Annotated in this window: 19 protein-coding genes; 14 read left to right on the top strand and 5 right to left on the bottom strand. The window is 34.9% G+C overall.

Translation table 11 applies throughout. The features are described 5' to 3' along the window. Nucleotides 1-104: 104 nt before the first annotated feature. Nucleotides 105-923, bottom strand: coding sequence for a pyrroline-5-carboxylate reductase (gene proC, locus GJE18_RS05565; protein ID WP_060551098.1), 819 nt, complete (start codon nt 921-923; stop codon nt 105-107). A 342-nt stretch (nt 924-1,265) separates the two neighbouring features. Between proC and GJE18_RS05560 the strand changes: the two genes are divergently transcribed. After that, nucleotides 1,266-5,321: a Cna B-type domain-containing protein gene (locus GJE18_RS05560; protein ID WP_165886096.1), complete on the top strand. Its 4,056-nt coding sequence runs from the start codon at nt 1,266-1,268 to the stop codon at nt 5,319-5,321. Nucleotides 5,322-5,392: 71 nt separating this feature from the next. Here GJE18_RS05560 and GJE18_RS05555 read toward each other — a convergent pair whose 3' ends face one another. Continuing rightward, a complete protein-coding gene (locus GJE18_RS05555; RefSeq protein WP_107369016.1) occupies nt 5,393-6,301 on the bottom strand; it encodes an aldo/keto reductase in 909 nt (302 codons plus the stop codon). 78 nt (nt 6,302-6,379) lie between these two features. Here GJE18_RS05555 and GJE18_RS05550 point away from each other — a divergent pair, with 78 nt between their 5' ends. The 3 genes from GJE18_RS05550 to xerD all read left to right on the top strand — a co-directional run bounded on the left by GJE18_RS05550 (nt 6,380) and on the right by xerD (nt 8,402). Further along, complete coding sequence (locus tag GJE18_RS05550; protein WP_060551095.1) at nt 6,380-6,922, top strand: NUDIX hydrolase; 543 nt, start codon at nt 6,380-6,382, stop codon at nt 6,920-6,922. A gap of 103 nt (nt 6,923-7,025) precedes the next feature. Then, entirely contained in the window at nt 7,026-7,478 is a 453-nt protein-coding gene (gene fur / locus GJE18_RS05545) for a ferric iron uptake transcriptional regulator (RefSeq protein ID WP_060551094.1), read from the top strand. Between the two features lie 36 nt (nt 7,479-7,514). Then, the gene (gene xerD, locus GJE18_RS05540; RefSeq protein ID WP_037564247.1) at nt 7,515-8,402 is read left to right on the top strand and encodes a site-specific tyrosine recombinase XerD; all 888 of its coding nucleotides are present in this window, start codon (nt 7,515-7,517) and stop codon (nt 8,400-8,402) included. Between the two features lie 20 nt (nt 8,403-8,422). Here xerD and GJE18_RS05535 read toward each other — a convergent pair whose 3' ends face one another. Further along, the gene (locus GJE18_RS05535; protein WP_370672141.1) at nt 8,423-8,935 is read right to left on the bottom strand and encodes a DUF309 domain-containing protein; all 513 of its coding nucleotides are present in this window, start codon (nt 8,933-8,935) and stop codon (nt 8,423-8,425) included. Between the two features lie 87 nt (nt 8,936-9,022). On the opposite strand from GJE18_RS05535, the gene GJE18_RS05530 reads away from it, so the two are divergent. From GJE18_RS05530 to GJE18_RS05505, 6 genes are all read left to right on the top strand, one after another. Further along, a complete protein-coding gene (locus GJE18_RS05530) occupies nt 9,023-9,757 on the top strand; it encodes a segregation and condensation protein A (RefSeq protein ID WP_107368683.1) in 735 nt (244 codons plus the stop codon). After that, a complete protein-coding gene (scpB, locus tag GJE18_RS05525; protein WP_165886095.1) occupies nt 9,741-10,286 on the top strand; it encodes an SMC-Scp complex subunit ScpB in 546 nt (181 codons plus the stop codon). The genes GJE18_RS05530 and scpB overlap by 17 nt, the downstream gene beginning before the upstream one ends. Next, nucleotides 10,283-11,023, top strand: coding sequence for a pseudouridine synthase (locus GJE18_RS05520; RefSeq protein ID WP_037564259.1), 741 nt, complete (start codon nt 10,283-10,285; stop codon nt 11,021-11,023). The genes scpB and GJE18_RS05520 overlap by 4 nt, the downstream gene beginning before the upstream one ends. Before the next feature lie 127 nt (nt 11,024-11,150). Continuing rightward, on the top strand, nt 11,151-11,876 hold the full coding sequence (locus GJE18_RS05515) for a response regulator (protein ID WP_060551091.1): 726 nt from the start codon (nt 11,151-11,153) through the stop codon (nt 11,874-11,876). Further along, a complete protein-coding gene (locus tag GJE18_RS05510) occupies nt 11,860-13,602 on the top strand; it encodes an ATP-binding protein (RefSeq protein ID WP_060552477.1) in 1,743 nt (580 codons plus the stop codon). Before GJE18_RS05515 ends, GJE18_RS05510 begins: the two co-directional genes overlap by 17 nt. Nucleotides 13,603-13,720: 118 nt before the next feature. Then, on the top strand, nt 13,721-14,269 hold the full coding sequence (locus tag GJE18_RS05505) for an ECF transporter S component (protein ID WP_107368681.1): 549 nt from the start codon (nt 13,721-13,723) through the stop codon (nt 14,267-14,269). A gap of 118 nt (nt 14,270-14,387) precedes the next feature. Here the strand turns inward: GJE18_RS05505 and GJE18_RS05500 are convergent, their stop codons facing one another. Beyond that, a complete protein-coding gene (locus GJE18_RS05500; protein ID WP_037564263.1) occupies nt 14,388-14,636 on the bottom strand; it encodes a ferredoxin in 249 nt (82 codons plus the stop codon). A 105-nt stretch (nt 14,637-14,741) separates the two neighbouring features. On the opposite strand from GJE18_RS05500, the gene GJE18_RS05495 reads away from it, so the two are divergent. The 4 genes from GJE18_RS05495 to ypdA all read left to right on the top strand — a co-directional run bounded on the left by GJE18_RS05495 (nt 14,742) and on the right by ypdA (nt 20,406). Then, nucleotides 14,742-15,695 carry a helix-turn-helix domain-containing protein gene (locus GJE18_RS05495; RefSeq protein WP_107368680.1) on the top strand — a complete coding sequence of 318 codons (954 nt, stop codon included), beginning with the start codon at nt 14,742-14,744 and terminating at the stop codon, nt 15,693-15,695. Then, nucleotides 15,685-17,061: a RecQ family ATP-dependent DNA helicase gene (locus tag GJE18_RS05490; RefSeq protein ID WP_060551088.1), complete on the top strand. Its 1,377-nt coding sequence runs from the start codon at nt 15,685-15,687 to the stop codon at nt 17,059-17,061. The genes GJE18_RS05495 and GJE18_RS05490 overlap by 11 nt, the downstream gene beginning before the upstream one ends. Nucleotides 17,062-17,241: 180 nt before the next feature. Then, nucleotides 17,242-19,173 carry a LysM peptidoglycan-binding domain-containing protein gene (locus GJE18_RS05485; protein ID WP_107368679.1) on the top strand — a complete coding sequence of 644 codons (1,932 nt, stop codon included), beginning with the start codon at nt 17,242-17,244 and terminating at the stop codon, nt 19,171-19,173. A 246-nt stretch (nt 19,174-19,419) separates the two neighbouring features. Then, nucleotides 19,420-20,406, top strand: a complete 987-nt coding sequence (gene ypdA, locus GJE18_RS05480) for a bacillithiol disulfide reductase YpdA (protein ID WP_060551086.1) — start codon at nt 19,420-19,422, stop codon at nt 20,404-20,406. Between the two features lie 42 nt (nt 20,407-20,448). On the opposite strand, the gene GJE18_RS05475 is transcribed toward ypdA, so the two are convergent. Continuing rightward, nucleotides 20,449-21,411 (bottom strand): asparaginase, encoded by a 963-nt coding sequence (locus GJE18_RS05475; protein ID WP_107368678.1) that lies wholly within the window; start codon nt 21,409-21,411, stop codon nt 20,449-20,451. Nucleotides 21,412-21,451 lie beyond the last annotated feature (40 nt).

Genomic DNA, 21,451 nt, shown 5'->3' with positions numbered 1-21,451 from the left:
GACCGGTATCACTACGAAACCTATATGAATACAAAAAACCCGACTCAAGCGTTAGAATCATGAGTCGGGTTTTAATATTTAACAAAATTGTATAATGGTACTGATTAATCATTATCATCTTGCATTGAAAGTTCAACACTGCGATTTACTGCTGCATTTAAACAATCTTCAAAAATACCTTCAATATCATAATCTGATAATTTATTTAAGCCAGCTTGTGTTGTTCCGCCTTTAGATGTGATGTTCTTTCTTAATTGTTCAAGACTTAAATCTGAACGTTCAATCATTTTTCCAGTTCCAATGATTAATTCACGAATCGATTCTTCAACTTCTGATTTTTCTAATCCTAACTTAGTCCCAGCATTCACGTATTTTTCAAACACATGATAAAGAAAAGCAGGACCACTGCCAGTAATTGCAGTGACTTGATGTAAATGATCCTCTTTTACCTCAATCGCAGAGCCAAAAGCATTAATCAATGATAACACTTCATCTTTTGAGCGTGGACCAAAATTACGTGAAAAGCTGACACCTGTAACTGAATGACCAACTTGGGCATTAGTATTCGGCATAATACGTGCAATTGGATTATTCGGATTTAATTTTTCACGTAAATAACTGATGGGTAAACCAGCCATAATAGAGATAAATTTATTTTTGTCATCAATATGGTCACGTATACGCTCAGCCAATTGATCAAAGTCATGCGGTTTTGTTCCTAAAAATACATAATCCGCATCTTTTAATAAGGCTGCATCATCATAACTATAATGCACGCCTAATTCACGATGATATTCTTCTAACATCTGTTGATTAGACCGATTTGTAAGATAAATATTTTCAGGGGGTATCAATTCTGAATTTATAATTCCTTTAAATATCGCATTTGCCATATTACCAGCACCATAAAATACGATTTTCATAAAGATTGTCACATCCTAAATTATTAGTCTACGTTTATCTTAACATAAAATAAGTTGTGCACACGGCGAAATATTGAAAATCTACACCGATATAACACTCATATAGTTATACATTCCCTATAAAAAGACATTAAACATAATTAGCGTATTAAAACAAAAAATTTTTACAGTTCATTGAAATTTTTGTTGCTATAAATATCGAAAATTTTGTGCAACTCAAACTTTGTATACATAAACAAACACAATATTAACAAAAATTATATTCCTTTATTTAGTAGTATAGTATATAATTTGGTTAGTAATATTTGTATTACTAAATATTTTGAAAAATGGGGGAATATGATGAACAGAAAAATATTGGTTTTTATGGTCTTTGTATTATTATTAAATGTTTTAGCACCAATATTTCATACTAGTAACGTTACCGCAGCCAGTGACATTTCTTCTAGAAATGTAACAAGTTTGTCTGTATCATCTCCGCAAATAAATGACGGAGATAAGACGAAAGTGCGAGTAGAATTTAATGACAAAGCTAGGAAAATTCAAAACGGCGATACAATTAAAGTTACTTGGCCAAACTATGGAGATGTTAAGATAGAAGGTTATAGTAAAACTGTTCCATTAGATGTTAAGGGTACCGTTGTAGGACAAGCAGTCATTACTCCTGAAGGTGCTACAATTACTTTTAATCAAAATGTAGATAATTTAAACGATGTCTCGGGTTTTGCTGAATTTGAAGTACAAGGTAGAAATTTAACAAATACAACTAGCTCTGATACTAAAACAGGTACAATAAGTTCTGGTACAAAAACTGTAGAATTATCAGTTACTAAAGGAGAAGCAGGTACTGGTGGTGTCTTCTACTATAAAACAGGGGATATGTTACCGAATGATACTGAAAATGTCCGTTGGTTTCTTAACATTAACAACGAAAAAAGTGCTGTTGTAAAAGAAGTTAGAATAAGTGACCAAATACAGGGCGGTCAAAAATTAAATCTAAGTTCACTTACAATACAAGTGCAGGGTACACATCCAAACTATTTTACGGGTGAAAATGTAATATCAGATTTTGAAAAGTACTATCCTGGTTCCGTGTTAAGTATTAATGAAACAAACAATACTATTGATGTTATAATTCCGCAAGGCTACGCTTCGTACAATAACTTTACGATAAGTTATAAAACAAAAATCACAAATGATTCTCAAAAAGAATTTGTAAATAAGACTCAGGCATGGTACCAAGAACACAATCAGCCAGAAGTTGCAGGTAAATCATTTGATTACACTGTGCAAAACATTAGCGCTAATGCTGGGATTCAAGGAACTGTTAAAGGGGAATTGAAAATCCAAAAGTTGGATAAAGATACGCAACAACCTATCCAAAATGTTAAATTTACTTTAACTAACGAGGATGGAAGTAATCCTAGAGAATTAGTTACGGATGCGCAAGGTCTTGCTAATATTAAAAATTTGCCAAGCGGAAAATATATTATTAAAGAGATTGAAGCGCCATCACCTTATGTATTTGATAAAAACAAGGAATATCCGTTCGAACTTAAAGATACTGATACACAAGGTTACTTCATTAAAATAGACAACTCTAAAGCAGCAGAGAAAACGAAAGATGTAACAGCTAAGAAAGTTTGGGATGGCACTAAGACTCCTCATCCAACTGTATATTTTAAATTATTTCAAAAAGATGCTAACAATAATGAAGTTGCCGTACCTAATGCAGATATTAAAAAATTAGAAAACGGAACAACAGAGGTAACATGGAGTGCCTTACCTGAATTAGATAAAGATGGTAAAGCGATAGACTATTATGTAAAAGAAGTTGATGCTCAAGGGAACGATGTCACACCAGAAGGCTATACAAAGAAAGAAGAGGGCTTAACGGTAACGAATACTGAAAAACCTATCGAAACAACTTCTGTATCAGGCAAAAAAGTTTGGGATGACAATAATGATCAAGACGGTAAACGTCCGAATTCTGTAACTGTCAATTTACTCGCTAATGGTGAAAAGATAAAATCTGAAACTGTCACTAAAGATACAAATTGGCAGTATGAATTTACTAATTTACCAAAATATGACAACGGCAAAGCGATTGAATATACTGTAACAGAAGATCATGTTAATGATTATTCTACAACGATTAATGACACGACGATTACAAATAAATACACACCTGGCAAAACAACTGCTACTGTCACTAAAGACTGGGAAGACAAGAATAACCAAGATGGTAAACGTCCTGGCTCAATTCAAGTTGAACTTCTTGCAGATGGTGTGTCAACGAACAAAACTGCTACATTAAATGCGGATAATGAATGGTCATACACTTGGAAAGATTTGGATGAAAAGTCTCAAGGTAAAGCCATTACATATACCGTCAAAGAACTTTCTAAAGTAAATGGTTATGCAACATCCATTGATAACAGCAACATAGGAAATTTAATCATCACAAATGAATATACACCTGAAACAACTGAAGTCAACGGCACGAAAGTTTGGGATGATAAAGACAATCAAGACGGTAAACGTCCTGAGTCAGTTACTGTAAACTTATTAAAAAATGGTGAAAAAGTTGATTCACAAACAGTAAATGCCGCTTCTAATTGGAGTTATGCATTTTCAAATTTACCTAAGTATGAAAATGGACAACTTATTGATTATACGGTAACAGAAGACCATGTTGAAGATTACTCTACAACGATTAATGGTACGACTATCACGAATAAATATACACCAGGTAAAACAACAGCTACCGTTACTAAAAACTGGGAAGATAAAAATAACCAAGATGGACAACGTCCTGGTTCAATTCAAGTTGAATTATATGCCAATGGTAAAGCGACAGGTGAAAAAGCGACTTTATCAGAAAGTAATGACTGGACACATACGTGGCAAGATTTAGATGAGAAAAGCCAAGGTAAAGCCATATCGTACACTGTTAAAGAATTTTCTAATATCAATGGTTATACATCAACTATTGATGACACCAACATTGGTAATGTGATTTTAACGAACACTCACAAACCTGAAACAACTAAAGTCGAAGGTAAAAAGGTTTGGGATGATAAAGACAATCAAGATCATAAACGTCCTGATACTGTCACAATCAATCTACTTAAAAATGGTGAAAAAATTGATGCTAAAACAGTAGACGCATCTTCAGATTGGTCTTACGCATTTAATGATTTACCAAAATATGACAACGGTGAGGAAATTCAATACACAGTCACTGAAGATCATGTGGAAGATTACTCTACAACGATTGACGGCACGACAATCACAAATAAATATACACCAGGTAAAACTTCGGCGACTGTGACTAAAAATTGGGAAGACAATAACAACCAAGATGGCAAACGTTCGAAGTCTATTGAAGTCGAACTTTTAGCTAACGGTGAACCAACTGGCAAAACAGCAACGTTAGATATTGACAATGATTGGACACACACGTGGCAAGATCTTGATGAAAAAGCAAAAGGCAAAGACATTCAATACACAGTAAAAGAAACAACAAAGGTCAAAGATTACGATACTACTATTAATAATGACAATATAGGTAACTTAATCATAACAAACGCTTATACGCCTGAAACGACAAAAGTTGAAGGTGAAAAAGTTTGGAAAGATCATGATAATCAAGACGGTAAACGTCCTGAACACATTAAAGTCAACTTATTAAAGAATGGCGAAGAAGTTGATACGAAAACTGTAGATGCCACTTCAAATTGGACATATGCATTCCATGATTTACCAAAATACGAAGACGGTAAAGCTATCCATTACAGCGTCACAGAAGACCATGTAGATGATTATACGACAACTATCGATGGCACAACGATTACGAATACGTATACGCCAGGTAAAACATCAGCAACTGTGACTAAACGCTGGGACGACCAACAAGATAAAAACAAACAACGTCCGGCATCTATTGAGGTAGAATTATTAGCTAACGGTAAACCAACAGGTAAAACTATTACATTAAATGATAAAAATGATTGGACATATACGTGGCAAGATCTCGATGAAAAAGTTAAAGGTAAAGAGATTGTTTATACTGTTCAAGAGCGCACACAACTTGAGCATTATAACGTAAGTGTCAATAACGATGACATGGGTAACTTAGTGATTACAAATCAATTCAAAGATCCTTCAACACCAGTTGATCCTGACAAACCGAATGAAGAAAAACCGAATAAACCTAAACAACCAGATACACCGTCAGAATCTCCGAAAACATCCGAGCAACCGAAGCCTGGTATTCCTAAATTCATTAGTGAATTACCTAATACAGGTAAGGCTTTAATGCAATCTTGGATCACTTGGGTTGTTATTGCATGTATTGGGCTTGGTATTTTCTTTATCTTTAAAAGAAGAAAATAATATCAACAATTGAGCTCAGCTAACACAGTTGAACCCCCGATATACTAAGTGGTATAACGGGGGTTCTTTTTTTAATTTAAATGTTGTTCATACTCTAAATTTTTTACTAATTCGCGAGCACGCTGAATATTATCTGATGAAATATTCATCTCATAGTGTTTCACATTATCTCTAATTTGTTCTGGAGTGCTTGCACCGGTAATGATAGAGCCTAACGCATCAAATGATTTTAAGTAATTAAAGGTCAATGCTGAAAGATGAGGTTCAACGTGATGTAATGATTCAATTGTTTCTTTAAGTTCCTCATTCGTATAATCAAAAATGCCATCTTCAAACTTTTCATTTAAAGCTTTTTCATAGTTATCTGTTAGTAAACCTTTAAATACAGGTCCTCTTGCTAGCACTTTCACACCTTTAGCCTCGATATCTTTTAAAAGGGCTTCTGGTCTGTTATCAATTAAACTAAATTGAGACATAATCGTTTCTATATTACTATGTTGTAAATAATAATGAATGACGTTAGGACGAATAGAGGAAATACCGTATGCTTTAATGAGACCTTCTTGTTTCAATTCGTCAAAGGCACTAATGGTTTCATCTAACGGATCATCAATTGTTCCTCCGTGAAGCATATATAAATCAAGATAATCCAATTGTAATCGTCTTAAAGATTGTTTGACGTTTTCTTTTATATATTGTTTAGAAGGGTCCCAGTACGTTTCTCCATTTTCTTTTAAATGATTGCCTACTTTAGTACCAATCACAATCTCATCACGATGTTGATAAGGTTTCAAGGCTTTACCTACAATATCCTCGTTGACCCCTTTGTCATAAATATCCGCTGTATCAAAATAGGTGATGCCTGATTCCAAAGCTGTCTCAATAATCGCTTGCGCTTGTTCGAAATCTGTTCCAAGACTCATACAACCGAGTCCTAATTCTGACAATTGAAGACCACTTTTTAAAGTATTCTTTTGCATAGGTACACACCTTCCGTTAAAATTTAATCATATTCATCATAGCAAACCTACGGGATAAATGAAAAGGAGAGACCTATCATGTCATTTGAGGAAAAAACGCTTTCTAAAGAAACGCTGTATGAAGGTAAAATCATTACAGTTGAAAAACATTTAGTAGAACTTCCTAATCAAGAAACATCCTACCGAGAAGTTGTAAAACATAACGGTGCAGTTGCGATATGCGCTTTAACGCCTGATCAGAAAGTAATTTTGGTTAAACAGTATCGTAAAGCATTAGAAGATACTTTATTAGAAATTCCCGCTGGTAAATTAGAACCTAATGAAAGTCGCATCAACGCTGCTAAAAGAGAACTTGAAGAAGAAACAGGCTACATTGCAGACGAACTTAAACTCATAGGTGAAGTGTATGGAGCGCCTGGTTTTACCAATGAACTCATTTCAATTTATTTTGCGAACCATTTAGAAAAAGGCCAAATACAATTAGATGAAGATGAATTTGTTGAGAAAATCTATTATACCTTAGACGAAGTTGAAAAAGCAGTTAAACATCGTCAAATCAAGGATGCCAAAACATTAATCGCATTTCAATATCTATTATCAAATTATAATCATTCTAAATAACTGTTCTAAAGGGTTGCTTTTTTTCTCAATTACTGTTAATTTAATACAAGTAATTCATACACATTATAATGATTTTAAATTTCAGTAGAGGGGTGAAGCTTCCGTGGAAGAACGATTAAATCGCGTGAAGCAACAATTACAACAATCTTCATATAAACTTACACCGCAAAGGGAAGCGACTGTAAGAGTATTAATTGAAAACGAGGCAGACCATTTAAGCGCGGAGGACGTTTACTTAAAAGTTAAAGAAAAAGCACCAGAAATTGGCTTAGCTACCGTTTACCGTACATTAGAACTTTTAGCTGACTTAAAAGTTGTCGATAAAGTGAGTTTTGGTGACGGTGTGGCACGCTTTGACTTACGTAAAGAAGGGTCTGAACACTTCCATCATCATTTAGTTTGTATGGAGTGTGGTCGTGTAGATGAAATCGATGAAGATTTATTACCACAAGTAGAAGAACGTGTGGAACGAGAATTTAATTTTAAAATTTTAGACCATCGCCTAACATTTCATGGCATCTGTAACACATGTCAAAACAAAAATAAATCGAAATAAATCACTCAACTTTGATAATGAAATGAAGGTGATTGAATGCAAGACGTTGTCGATGAATATTTAAGATTTATACAACTTGAAAAAGGATTGTCCGAAAATACAATCGCAGCATATCGACGAGATTTAAATCATTATTTAAATTATTTACAAGAGCGTAAAATCACGCATTTGGATTTCGTAGACCGTCAGACGTTACAACAATGGTTCGGCGTCTTACATGATGAAGGGCGATCTACTAAATCAATTGCACGATTCACCTCTACAATTAGAAGCTTTCATCAATTTGCCTTACGTGAAAAATACGCATCGAATGATCCAACCGTTCTAATTGAAACACCGAAATACGAACGTAAATTACCTGATGTATTATCTATAGAAGAAATTGATTTATTGCTTTGTACGCCCGACATTTCTAAAAACAATGGCTATCGAGACCGTACAATGTTAGAACTTTTATATGCGACGGGTATGCGTGTGTCGGAATTGATAAGTATTGAAGTTGAGGATATTAATTTGATGATGGGCTTTGTTAGAGTTTTTGGTAAAGGGAATAAAGAGCGCATTGTCCCGTTAGGTGAAACGGTAATTGATTTTCTTCAAAAATATATAGAAACCGTACGCCCTCAATTGTTAAAAAAACATGTTACGCATACATTGTTTCTAAATATGCATGGCAAGCCATTAACACGTCAAGGGATATGGAAAATGATCAAACAAACAGGCCAAAAAGCTGGCATTCAAAAACGGCTCACTCCTCATACGTTAAGACATTCATTTGCAACACATTTACTTGAAAATGGGGCAGATTTACGAGCTGTGCAAGAAATGCTCGGTCATTCTGATATTTCTACGACACAATTATATACGCATGTCTCGAAAACCCAAATTAGAAAAATGTATCAAGCATTTCATCCACGTGCTTAAACGTTAACTTATTTTTTAAGCTAACGTTTTTTATTTTGCAATGCACGCGCGCGCGCTTTGATCACATCATCGCGATTACGTAATTTATGATGATGTAAAATATAAGGTGACGATATGACTGTCTTTAACAGATGATAATTAGGATAGTGATGTAAAATATTTTGCGTCATCTCTGCTGTTAATGGGATAACAATAGGGGTGTAGCGTTCTTTTTGTTCAGTGCTTTCAATCAATTGCCGCAATTCATTTTCAAATTGATGATAATCTACACCTAAGGCTTGATACGTTAATTTATCATGATGACGACAAACAGTTAACGCTTTTTTATATGAACGATGCGCACCTTTAAAATTGCCTCTACGATGATGATAACATGCGGTTGCTAAAAGAATCAGCGCCACTACAGGATCATCTTTTGAAAATGTGGGTTGTGCTTTCCATGCTTCTTCTAATATATCGTGACATAAGAAATAATGTTGTTTTTGATGAAATTGTACATAAAATTCCATAAGTTGTTGATGCAAATGTATCACTCCAAAATTTATTGTTACTCATAAACATGCTATAATACTTTCGGATACAATGCATCCAACTTGCAATAAGAAATGAGGCAAACGCGCATGTATGAGGTGAAATTAGACGCCTTTAATGGTCCTTTAGATTTATTACTCCATTTAATTAAAGAATTTGAAATCGATATTTATGATATTCCGATGAAAGCATTAACAGAACAATATATGCAATATATTCATGCGATGAATCAGCTTGAAATTAACGTTGCAAGTGAGTATTTAGTTGTAGCGAGCGAACTTTTAATGATTAAAAGTCGCATGTTATTGCCTGACATAGAACAAAGTGATGCAGATGAAGAGGATCCACGAGAAGAACTTGTAGAGAAATTGATTGAGTATCAAAATTTTAAAGCATATGCATCGTTATTAGATTCAAAGAAAGAAGCACGTGCGCATTTATATACGAAAACGCCGTCTGATTTATCTCATTATGAAAAATCAGAACGTTTGTCAGAGGACACAACCATCGACTTAACCGAATTAATTGTGGCCTATCAGAAAATGAAAACACGTGTTGCGTTAAAAAAACCGACTCAAGTTCAAATTAGAAAAGAAACGTATACCATTCAACAATCTACAGCACATATTCATTCAAAATTACAACAACAGCAATCCATTACATTTTTTGACTTATTTACATTTAAAGAAACGATAGAACATGTTGTGACACATTTTTTAGCATTACTCGAAATGGCTAAAACAGGCATGATACAAATCCAACAAACAGAAGCTTTCCACAATTTTAATATTACTAAAGGAGTCAATTATGACTTTAAATCATAACGAAATCATGACAGCCATCTTGTATACTGTAGGGGAAGATGGCATTGACCGTAAACAATTGGCTGATATTTTAGAAGTTAATGATACGCAATTAACGACATATATAGATTACTTTCATATTGATGGGTTAACTTTACAACAATTCGGAGAAACATTGGTTTTAACGACTGTTGAAGAAGCGGAACCATACATAGAAGCGCTGATTGTCAATAAAGGGAAAGCTAAGCTCTCACAAGCTGCTATGGAGGTCCTCGCAATTATCGCTTACAATCAACCTATGATTCGAAGCGATATTGAAATGATTCGTGGTATTAATTCAGATGGTCCTGTGAAAACATTAATAGCTAAAGGATTAATTGAACCCAAACAGCACCCGGAAACACGTGGTCAACATTTATATACAACAGATTTATTTTTAAATGTCTTCGGTTTGAAATCTTTAGATGCGCTACCTACAACAGATGAAGATGAAGAAGAAATAGAAAACTTTTTTAGTGAGCTCGTAAATCAGAAAGGAGCAACAGAATGACACAATTTGAACGATTACAAAAACGTATCGCGAACAGCGGTTATACATCTAGACGTAAAGCTGAAACATTAATTCTTGAAGGCAAAGTAGAGGTCAATGGCAAAGTCGTCACAGAACTTGGGACGAAAGTAAGCCCTTCAGACCGCGTAAGTGTCGAAGGTATTCCATTAGAACTTGAGGATAAGTTATACATTTTGTTTTACAAACCGACTCAAGTGATTACGAGTGTATCAGATGACAGAGGAAGAAAAGTTGTTACAGATTACTTTGACGACCTTGATACGCGCATTTACCCAGTTGGACGTTTAGATTATGATACGTCAGGCGTTCTATTATTAACTAACGATGGGGAATTTACGAATTTAATGACCCATCCGAGATATAAAATTCCTAAAACGTATATTGCTAAAATTGAGGGTTATATTTTACGTGAACAAGTAAAAGCTTTAGAAAGTGGTATTCAACTCGAAGATGGTATGACACAACCCGCTAAAGTTAAAGTGAAAAAACAGGACAAAACAAAAAACACGTCACTCATTGAAATTACAATTACTGAGGGACGCAATCGACAAGTGCGCCGTATGTTTGAACACTTTGGTTTTAAAGTGACCAAACTTTCTCGCGTTTCATTTGGTCCTCTTGATTTAAAAGGCTTAGGTGCTGGTGAAGGGCGCGTATTATCCCCTCATGAGGTTAAAACGTTGCGCCAACTCGCTAATCAAGGCTCCACCAAATAAATTGCACAAAATTTGAAATCTAGCTTATTATAATCTTAGTATTATTGTTTGATTATCTATTTAAACATTCCATATGCTATACTAGTCATAGGAATGAATTGTAAGTAGGCGTGGGAGGTATGTCATAATGACTAACGAAATTTTAGTCGTGGATGATGAAGAACGTATCAGAAAATTATTAAAAATATATCTTGAAAGAGAAGGCTATCAAGTCGTTGAAGCTACAGATGGTGAAGAAGCACTCCAGCTCGCGCAAGCGCATGATTACGCGTGTATCTTACTAGATTTAATGTTACCTAAGCGAGATGGTATAGAAGTCGCTACAATGTTACGCGAAACGAAAGAAACACCTATTATCATGTTGACAGCTAAAGGTGAAGAAAATAACCGTGTTGAAGGCTTTGAATCTGGTGCAGACGATTATATCGTCAAGCCATTTTCACCTAGAGAAGTGGTATTACGTGTTAAGGCATTATTACGTCGCACGCAATCTCAACTCACTGATCATAATGAGCCACATGCGCGTGACGTGATTTCATTTAAACACTTGACAATCGATAACGATGCGCATAAAGTTTTAGCGGATGAAACACCTGTTAATTTAACTCCGAAAGAATATGAATTGTTAATATACTTAGCCAAAACACCGAATAAAGTGTTTGATCGTGAACAATTATTAAAAGAAGTTTGGCATTATGAATTTTATGGTGACTTAAGAACTGTAGATACACATGTGAAGCGTTTGCGTGAAAAGCTCAATCGTGTATCAAGTGATGCTGCGCAAATGATTCAAACAGTTTGGGGCGTTGGCTATAAATTTGAAGTCAATGAAAATAATGAAGCGCCTGAATAATGTGGTCATAAAACTGTGGTTAACTATTTTATTAATAGTAACGACAGTTTTAATTTTATTGAGTGCAGCACTCATTACCTTTATGCAGTATTATTTCACGCAACAAACTGAAAATACACTATTTGAAAATGCGAAAAGTATTAATCAAGTGTTAGATGAAAGTAAAGATAGACAAAGTGCCATTCGACAAAGTGATATTATGTTGGAAAAAAATAAAGGATTAATCATCATACCTGACTTTGTTAATTTAAAAGATTCGAACTCAATCAAAGAAAAAATGCTTGAGGAAATCAAAGAGAATAAAGCGTTTGACAAAGTACTCTCTGAGAAAAAATCGGTGCTTCAACATGTCACGGTTAACGTTAAAGGCATCGATCGTACTTATGTATTACTTGGATATCCATCGAAAGATTATAAAGGTCAAGCATCGGCAGTATTTATTTATCAAGATTTAAAAAGTATTGAAGACACGAACAATGTCATCACAATTATTATATTAATTACAGCACTCATTTTCTTGGGCATTTCAACGGTATTCGCATTCTTTTTATCTACAAGAATTACAAATCCATTAAGAGAATTGAAAAACCAAGCTAGAGAAGTAGCGAGAGGTAATTATGCGAAACGTGTACCCGTTCAAACAAAAGATGAAATTGGTGCATTAGCAATGACGTTTAATAAAATGAGTCGTAATATTCAAACGCATATCGATGCGATCACAACGTCTAAAAATATTCGTGACACTTTAATTGATGCGATGGTCGAAGGGGTTCTCGGGATGAACCACCGTCGAGAAATCATTTTATCAAATCAACTGGCTACAAACTTATTACAAGAAATGCCAAAAGAACTCAAAGCAAAATATGACGCTCAAGCGAATCAAACTTTCAAAACGAGACGTACAGAATACGAAGAATATGAGATTAATAAACGCTATTTTGTCATCATTATGAGTTATATCGAACGCATTCAACCAACAGGAGAAAGTGGTTTAGTTGTCGTGATGCGTGATATGACCAATGAACACCATATGGATCAAGTTAAAAAAGATTTCATTGCAAGTGTTTCACATGAGTTACGTACACCTATCTCGTTATTACAAGGTTATACGGAGTCTATTGTGGATGGTGTCGTTACTGAGCCTGACGAAATCAAAGAGTTTCTACTTATTGTCTTAGATGAATCAAGACGTCTATCTCGACTTGTTAATGAATTACTAGATGTCGCGAGAATTGATGCAGAAGGCGTAACAGTGAGCAAAACAGAACAACCGATGAATGATTTAATTCAAAAGATGGCAATTAAATATAAACAAGAAGCATTAGATTTAGGTTTAACTTTAAACTTTCAAATGGATGGCATTATGACACACAACTGGCATTACGATTTTGATCGTATGGAACAAGTTTTAACAAATTTAGTCGACAATGCCGCAAGACATACGAAGCCAGGTGACCGCATTTCTATTTCAGCATCAGAAACAGAAACTGATTATATTTTAACTGTGTCAGATACGGGTGTCGGAATTTCTCCAGAACACCTTGAGAAAGTGTTCGAACGCTTTTATAAAGTTGATGCGTCAAGAAAGCGTGGCAAACAAGGGACAGGATTAGGATTGTTTATTACACGCATGATTGTAGAAGCGCATGGCGGGCATATTTCCGTTATGAGTAAAGTGAATATCGGAACACAATTTAAAATAAAGTTACCAAAAAGACAAGTATAATATTTTCCATTTGTCATTCAGGGACTTAAACCAAGTATCATCATTACACATGCTTTCAAAATGGTTTATAATCAATTTCAAACACTTCGAAATTCTAATCAGTAAAGGGGGGACCATTATGAAACAACGTCAAACGAGACGTATGATTATCGTGGGAATGTTAAGCGCCATAGCATTTGTATTAATGTTTTTAAAATTCCCATTACCATTTTTACCACCGTATTTAACGATTGACTTTAGTGATATCCCTGCACTCATAGCAACATTTTTATTTGGTCCTGTCGCAGGTATTCTAGTAGAATTAATTAAAAATCTACTCAACTTTTTCTTTAATATGAGTGATCCAGTGGGACCAGTAGCTAACTTTTTAGCAGGATGTAGTTTCTTATTAACGAGTTACGTGATTTACAAAAAATCCCGTACTCAACGTGCTTTAATTCTAGGGTTAGTCGTTGCAACAATTGTGATGACAATGGTTTTAAGCGTAATGAATTATTTTGTACTTTTACCATTGTATGGCTTAATTATGAATCTAACGGATATTGTTCATAATTTGAAGGTGATCATTACCGCTGGAATTATCCCATTTAATTTAATCAAAGGTTTATTAATTTCAATTATATTTTTACTTCTATATCCTCGTATTTCTAAAGTTTTAAAAGTTTAATATCATTGATAAAGCCTTTCTTTACTTAAATTGTAAATTAAAGAACACTCAAGCGCATCCTTACCTTATCGCTCGAGTGTTCTTTATTCATCTATATCATATCATTGAAATGATATTACTATTCAAACTTAAGTGCATCACCGTCAAAAGGTTCTTCCTCCACTTTTATAGAATCAGTTGGACAACCCTCAAATGCATCTTCAAGATCCTCATATAATTCTTCTGGCACAGCTTTAGTCCCTTGGTTATCGTCTAGGATAACATATGCGATACCTTCGTCATCATAGTCATATATGTCAGGCGCAGCAGCACCACATGCTCCACATGCGATACAAGTATCCATATCCACGATTGTGTATTTAGCCAAATTTTTCGCCTCCCTTTTCAAAGTATCACACTCACATTATAATTTTATTGTAGATGGGTGTAAATTAATTTTCAATATTTTCGTTTATAGAATGAGGGCCAAACTATGAAAACTTTAATTCAATATGCTTATACTCAAGCCTCACCATATAAAACTGAAAAAAGCATATATAATATTATCATAGGTAAAAAATCACATCAAACTTTTTTTGATGCTGTTTCCCTAAAGCTTTTTTCTTTATATGGTTTAAATAAAAATTTAACATGGGATACGTATCAAACTATTCTTGAAGAAACGTATACGCCCCAAAATATACCGACATCAAATGAAGTAACGTATGAAACGTTAACACATACGTTTGAATGTGTACAATTACTGATTCAAACACTTTCAAACATGCAGCATCAACAGCCACAATTCATGCCAACCACATCTCACGTACATATTCACGAGCACGTTAGACATATGTTCTTTTATATTAAAAAAAATCATCTTGAAGCGGATGTTAAATCTGAAATTTACGATGTATTTAAAGCATTAAATTTATGTCACACAACGTCTATTCTTCATTATTTTTTAACAGGTTATGATGAATCTATGTATACGCCACATCAGGTTTCATTGATTGAGGGCATGGATAACGACACATGCACACGCGCTATTTATTTAGATTTATTTTATCTTACTGATATTTTAAAAGATTCAAATCGCTTTCCAATCTTATCACAATGTTGCGCATCCTTAAACGTCTCTAAAGCAGTATATCGAACATATTGTGATTTAAATAATGGCCATTCGATTGATCAAATATCGAAAATGCATCAAATCTCTATTAATACCGTATATGATCATATCGTCGACTTATTTATAAATGGCTATCTTACTGACATTTCACATTTCATATCAGATACAGCAGCTCTTAATGATTTTATTCATTATTATCATAAACACCCAAAACAACGTTTAAAATTCTATAAAAATACATTTGATATGTTTAGCTACTTTGAAATCAAATTAATTATTATTTATATTTCCAAAGGAGTCTACCATGCTGAATAAAGCGCTAAAACATTATTTTGGATTCGATTCATTCAAACCTGGACAAAAAGATATTATTAAAAATGTTATGGACGGTCACCATACGTTAGGTGTATTACCAACAGGGAGTGGTAAAAGTTTATGTTATCAACTCCCTACATATATCAAAGGAGAACCAACGCTTATTATTTCACCACTTATATCTTTAATGGATGATCAGGTCATGCAGATGAAAATGAATGGTGAACGTCGTGTTGTTGCGATCCATTCAGGTATGGAAGAGCGTGAAAGACAGCTTGCTTTTAAACAACTTACAACTGCACGCTTTATTTTTGTAAGCCCTGAGTTACTCATGCAACCACATCATTTTAACCGTTTTAAACATTTAAACTTTGGATTAATTGTTCTAGATGAGGCACATTGCTTATCAGAATGGGGATTTGATTTCAGACCACATTATGCCCTCATAGGTCATGTCATTCGTTATTTTAAAGACACCACAATACTCGCATTAACAGCAACGGCTACGCCTCAATTGCTACATGATCTCACCACTGTCATAGAACTACCATTTGAACTATATGATTCAAGCGTAAACCGTTCGAATATCTCATTAAATGTGAAGTTTATGGACTCATATGAAGAGAAACTAAATTGGCTTTTAGGATTCATTGAAGACAGTGGGCCGACCATTATTTACGTTTCTTCAAAAAAAGTGGGCCTACATTTAGCAGGGCGTATTTATGAAGCAGGACATTTGACAGGTCTTTATCATGGAGATTTATCTTATCAAGAACGTCAAACCGTTCAACATCAATTTATAAACAATGAAATCAAAATCATTGTCGCAACAAGTGCGTTTGGAATGGGCATTAATAAACCGAATATTAGATCTGTCGTTCATTTTCATGCACCTTACAGTCCATCAAGTTATATCCAGGAAATTGGCAGAGCAGGGCGTGACGGGGCGTTAAGCCAAGCCATATTATTGTATCAACCAGATGACCAGTATTTGATGGAAAACTTAATGACGTTAAATGCCATTGATCAAACAGATATCACTCTGTATGAACAAGGACAACTTATCGATGAAGAAAAGCGACAGATTATCGAAACGTTGAGGCAACGTTTTCAAATCAACACATTAGCACAAATTTTTAGTAATCAATCACAATTAAAGCATCGTGCATATAGACATATGATGCATTTTATAATGACTCAACAATGTCGTCGTGCCGTAATACTACGTTACTTTAATACGACGGAAGTACAAGAACAACATTGTTGCGATATATGTGACAATATATTTCAGATCACAGAAAAAAATGGCAAAAAAGTAAAAAGGCAATTAAATTATATAGAAAAGCTCAAAAGTTTACTCGATTAGCTTCAATTCACTTTACTTTGCATTTTTAAAATCGCTATAATTAATACACAACTATGATGATCCAGGGGATGGTTTACTGTTCATTTTAGCTACTTTTTGAAAACAGTAATTAAATCGCAAAATGATGTTTTAAATGTTTCAAGATAAGCTATATATACAGTAATAGAAAGGGTGAATACTTTGTCAAAAGATAATTTTAAGGATGATTTTGAACGTAATCGTCAAGAAATTAAACCAAATCAATCTGAACCAACTCATAAAGAGACAGATCAAGATGAAACTTCATTTGATGTTAAAAATGAACATCAGCATTTTCCACCTAGAAACGCATCACGACGTCACCGTAAACGTGATTTAGGCCAACCATCAGATGTCAAGGCACATTCCGATAACAATGATGAACAAACATCACACGAAGGACAAGGTAAACGTCCTGGGATTCTTGGGGGCTTCGTCAACAAAAAGTCATCTTCTCATGATGATCAACGTGATGTACAGACTCAGTCACATAATCAAGCATCTCAACGAGGTGAAAAAATTAGAGATTACGCTAAAGACGATGCGCAGGTTACGCGTCATCATACACGTGACGATGGACGTCCAGAACATCACGGTGGCCGACATCGTGAACAAATACAATATGATGATACACCGAAGACTGAGAATGAAACAGAGCATGCGGTTCGAAAACATGTTGGAACACAATATAGTTCATCAACATCTCCGTCGAATGACGATACTCGTGAAAGATCACGCAATATAAGCGCTTCACCTAAGGAAGACCAACATCGTAGCACAAACCTCGACAATGAAACATTGGATAAACAATCCAAACAAATTGACGCCAATCATCGTCATGCTAAACGACATGAAACGACCCAAGAAGATGTACATACATCTCAACGTGACCTTAAAGGTAAAAAAGTTGCTGCAGGTGCTGCCACTGCCGGTGTTGCCGGCGCTGCTGCTAAACACCATCATGATAAAAAAGAGGCACAACGTCACAATCAAAATGACGTCAATTCACGTTCTAAAGAAGATGCACATCGTGATCCTAAACATGACGACCTTCAAAAGCACAATGGTAAAAAAGTTGCTACGGGTACTGCCGCTGCTGGAGTTGCCGGCGCTGCTGCTAAACATCATCATGATAAAAAAGAGACACAACGTCATAATCAAAATGATGTCAATTCACGTTCTCAAGAAGATGCACATCGTGAGCCTAAACATGACGACCGTCAAAAGCACAATGGTAAAAAAGTTGCTACGAGTACTGCCGCTGCTGGAGTTGCCGGCGCTGCTGCTAAACACCATCATGATAAAAAAGAGGCACAACGTCATAATCAAAATGATGTCAATTCACGTTCTCAAGAAGATGCACATCGTGATCCTAAACATGACGACCGTCAAAAGCACAATGGTAAAAAAGTTGCTGCGGGTGCTGCCGCTGCTGGTGTAGCCGGCGCCGCTGCTAAACATCATCATGATAAAAAAGAAAATCATAACCGTTCCCGTAATAAAGAGTTGGCGGGGACAGGCGCTGCTACTGGTGCGAACCATGGACATGGTCATGATAATCACGGAAAAGAAAAACGTGGCGGTTGTCTAAAACGTATCATACCGCTTCTTGCCGCATTACTATTGTTAGGTGCTTTAGCGATATTTGGTGGAATGTATTTATTTAACCAAGGTATTAATGATAACCACGATAAGGGCAAACAAACAGAAGTAGCTAAAAATGATAAAGCTAAAGATAAAGAAACTAAAGATAAAGAAGCTGATAAAGACAAAGCTCAAAAAGATAATGCGTCTAAAGATAAAAATTCAAATGAAGACGCTACTTCTCAAAGTAATGACCCTTCACAACAAAACAATCAACAAAACGCTATGAATCAGCAAGGTCAAACACCACAAAATCAAAATACACAAAATCAAAACCAGCAAAACCAAGCGGGTGGACAATCACATACAGTTTCGGGTAATGAAAACTTATACCGTATAGCTATACGCTACTATGGTAATGGGTCACCTGAAAATGTTGAAAAAATTAGAAGAGCCAACGGTATTTCTGGCAACAACATCAGCAATGGACAACACTTAATTATTCCATAAACAAATAAAAAATAAATTTTCAAAGTGATGTAAAAATTCAAGATATTTTTGCATCACTTTTTATGATTTCTGTAAAAATCGCAAAGATTGTCAACTTTATAAACAACAAACATTTCCATTTTGTTCTAACCATGATATTGCTATAATATATCATGGACAAATGAGAACGATGTCATCGTTTAGTACGGTAAGGAGGTAGATTCCTATCTTCATTGACGCACCTGTCGTGATTAGGAATCGCGAATTATGATTAAAATTGAAAGTATCATTATAGGCGGCGGACCTTGTGGATTGAGCGCTGCAATTGAACAAAAGAAAAAGGGTATTGAGACTTTGATTATAGAGAAGGGGAATATCGTTAATGCTATTTATCATTATCCAACGCATCAAACGTTTTTCTCATCAAGTGATAAGTTAAGTATTGGGGATGTACCATTCATCGTTGAGGATTTAAAACCACGTAGAAATCAAGCGCTTGTTTATTATCGTGAAGTCGTGAAACATCATCAATTATCGATTAACGCGTTTGAAGAAGTGTTAACGGTTCGTAAAATAGACGATCATTTTACTATTACTACAACTAAAAATGTCTATCAATGTCGTTTTCTAACTGTTGCAACAGGCTATTACGGGCAACATAATACTTTAGAGGTAGATGGTGCAACCCTACCTAAAGTCATGCATTACTTTAAAGAAGCACATCCTTATTTTGATCAAGACGTCGTAATTATTGGAGGAAAAAACTCAGCGGTAGATGCTGCAATCGAATTAGAAAAAGCTGGTGCACGTGTAACTGTCATTTATCGTGGTGCTGATTATTCACCTTCGATCAAACCATGGATTTTGCCTAATTTTGATTCACTTGTACGTCGTAATAATATTAAAATGCACTTTAACAGTCATGTTACTCAAATTACTGAAGATAGCGTCACTTTTGAAACGCAAGGTGTAACTGAAACCATCCATAATGACTATGTTTTTGCAATGATAGGATATCATCCAGATTATGAATTTTTAAATGCGATTGGTATCGAAACGCGTACAAATGAATTTGGAACAGCACCTGTTTATAACAAAGATACGTATGAAACAAATGTGCATAACTGTTATATTGCAGGTGTTATTGCTGCAGGTAACGATGCGAATACCATTTTTATTGAAAATGGTAAGTATCATGCCAACGATATTGCAAATGATATTTTATCTAAAAAACAAGCCCCTCTTGAATCATAATAATAAAAAACTGCCGATCATTTAAAAGATCGACAGTTTTTATTATTTATTAAAGTAAATTCGCAAATCATCATTCGCCAATTGTTGACTGAGCGCCACAAGTAATTTGAGTCGTGCTTTTTGACCATTCAGTCCGTTAGAAAATATCACACCTTTTTGATGTAATTGGTGTCCGCCTCCCTCATATGCATATACAGCACTTACAATACCGTTAAAAGAACGCGACACTAATACAACTGGGATATCTTTCTCTAAACATTCATTTAATCCAGCCATAGCAGTTGGAGGGAGGTTCCCTTGACCCAATGCTTCAATCACAATCCCATCTACGTTATTGTGTGCGTAATAGGAGAGCATTTCACTTCCCATCCCCATATGCGCTTTTATTAAAGCAACATTTAAACTTTCATCAATCGTCGTTAATACTTCTTGTCTATATGGTTTATGGTGAAATAAAATTCCGGATTTTGTAATGACCCCTAAGGGACCATGATTAGGGCTTTGGAAAGTGTTTGTATTAGAAGTATGTGTTTTTGTAACATTACGTGCGGTATGGATCTCATCATTAAAAACAACCATGACCCCTTTATCATAGGATTGATCATGAATTGCTACACGAATCGCTGAAATAAAATTATATAATCCATCTGATCCGATTTCATTTGATGAACGCATCGCACCTGTTAAAATGACAGGTTTTGAAGTTGCAACTGTTAAATCTAATAAATACGCAGTTTCTTCAAGCGTATCTGTCCCATGTGTAATGACAAAACCGTCATAGCGAGACGCATATTGTTCGATAAGTGACTTCAGCGTTTTTACATGTGTTAAATTCATATGGGGTGAAGGGACATTAAAAGGCATCATTTCATCTATCTCAGCATATCTTTCAATGACATTTTGATGCTGCGCAATTGGATTTTCATCATTTGTTGAAACTCTGTTAGATTCATCTTCTGACATACTGATTGTACCACCCGTATGAATCACTAATAATGATTTCATATGTTTCCTCCTCGATAAAACGTACGTTATTATGATAAAA

The organism is Staphylococcus agnetis (genome assembly GCF_011466855.1).
GTDB lineage: Bacteria > Bacillota > Bacilli > Staphylococcales > Staphylococcaceae > Staphylococcus > Staphylococcus agnetis.
This window is presented reverse-complemented; position numbering and strand designations above follow the sequence as displayed.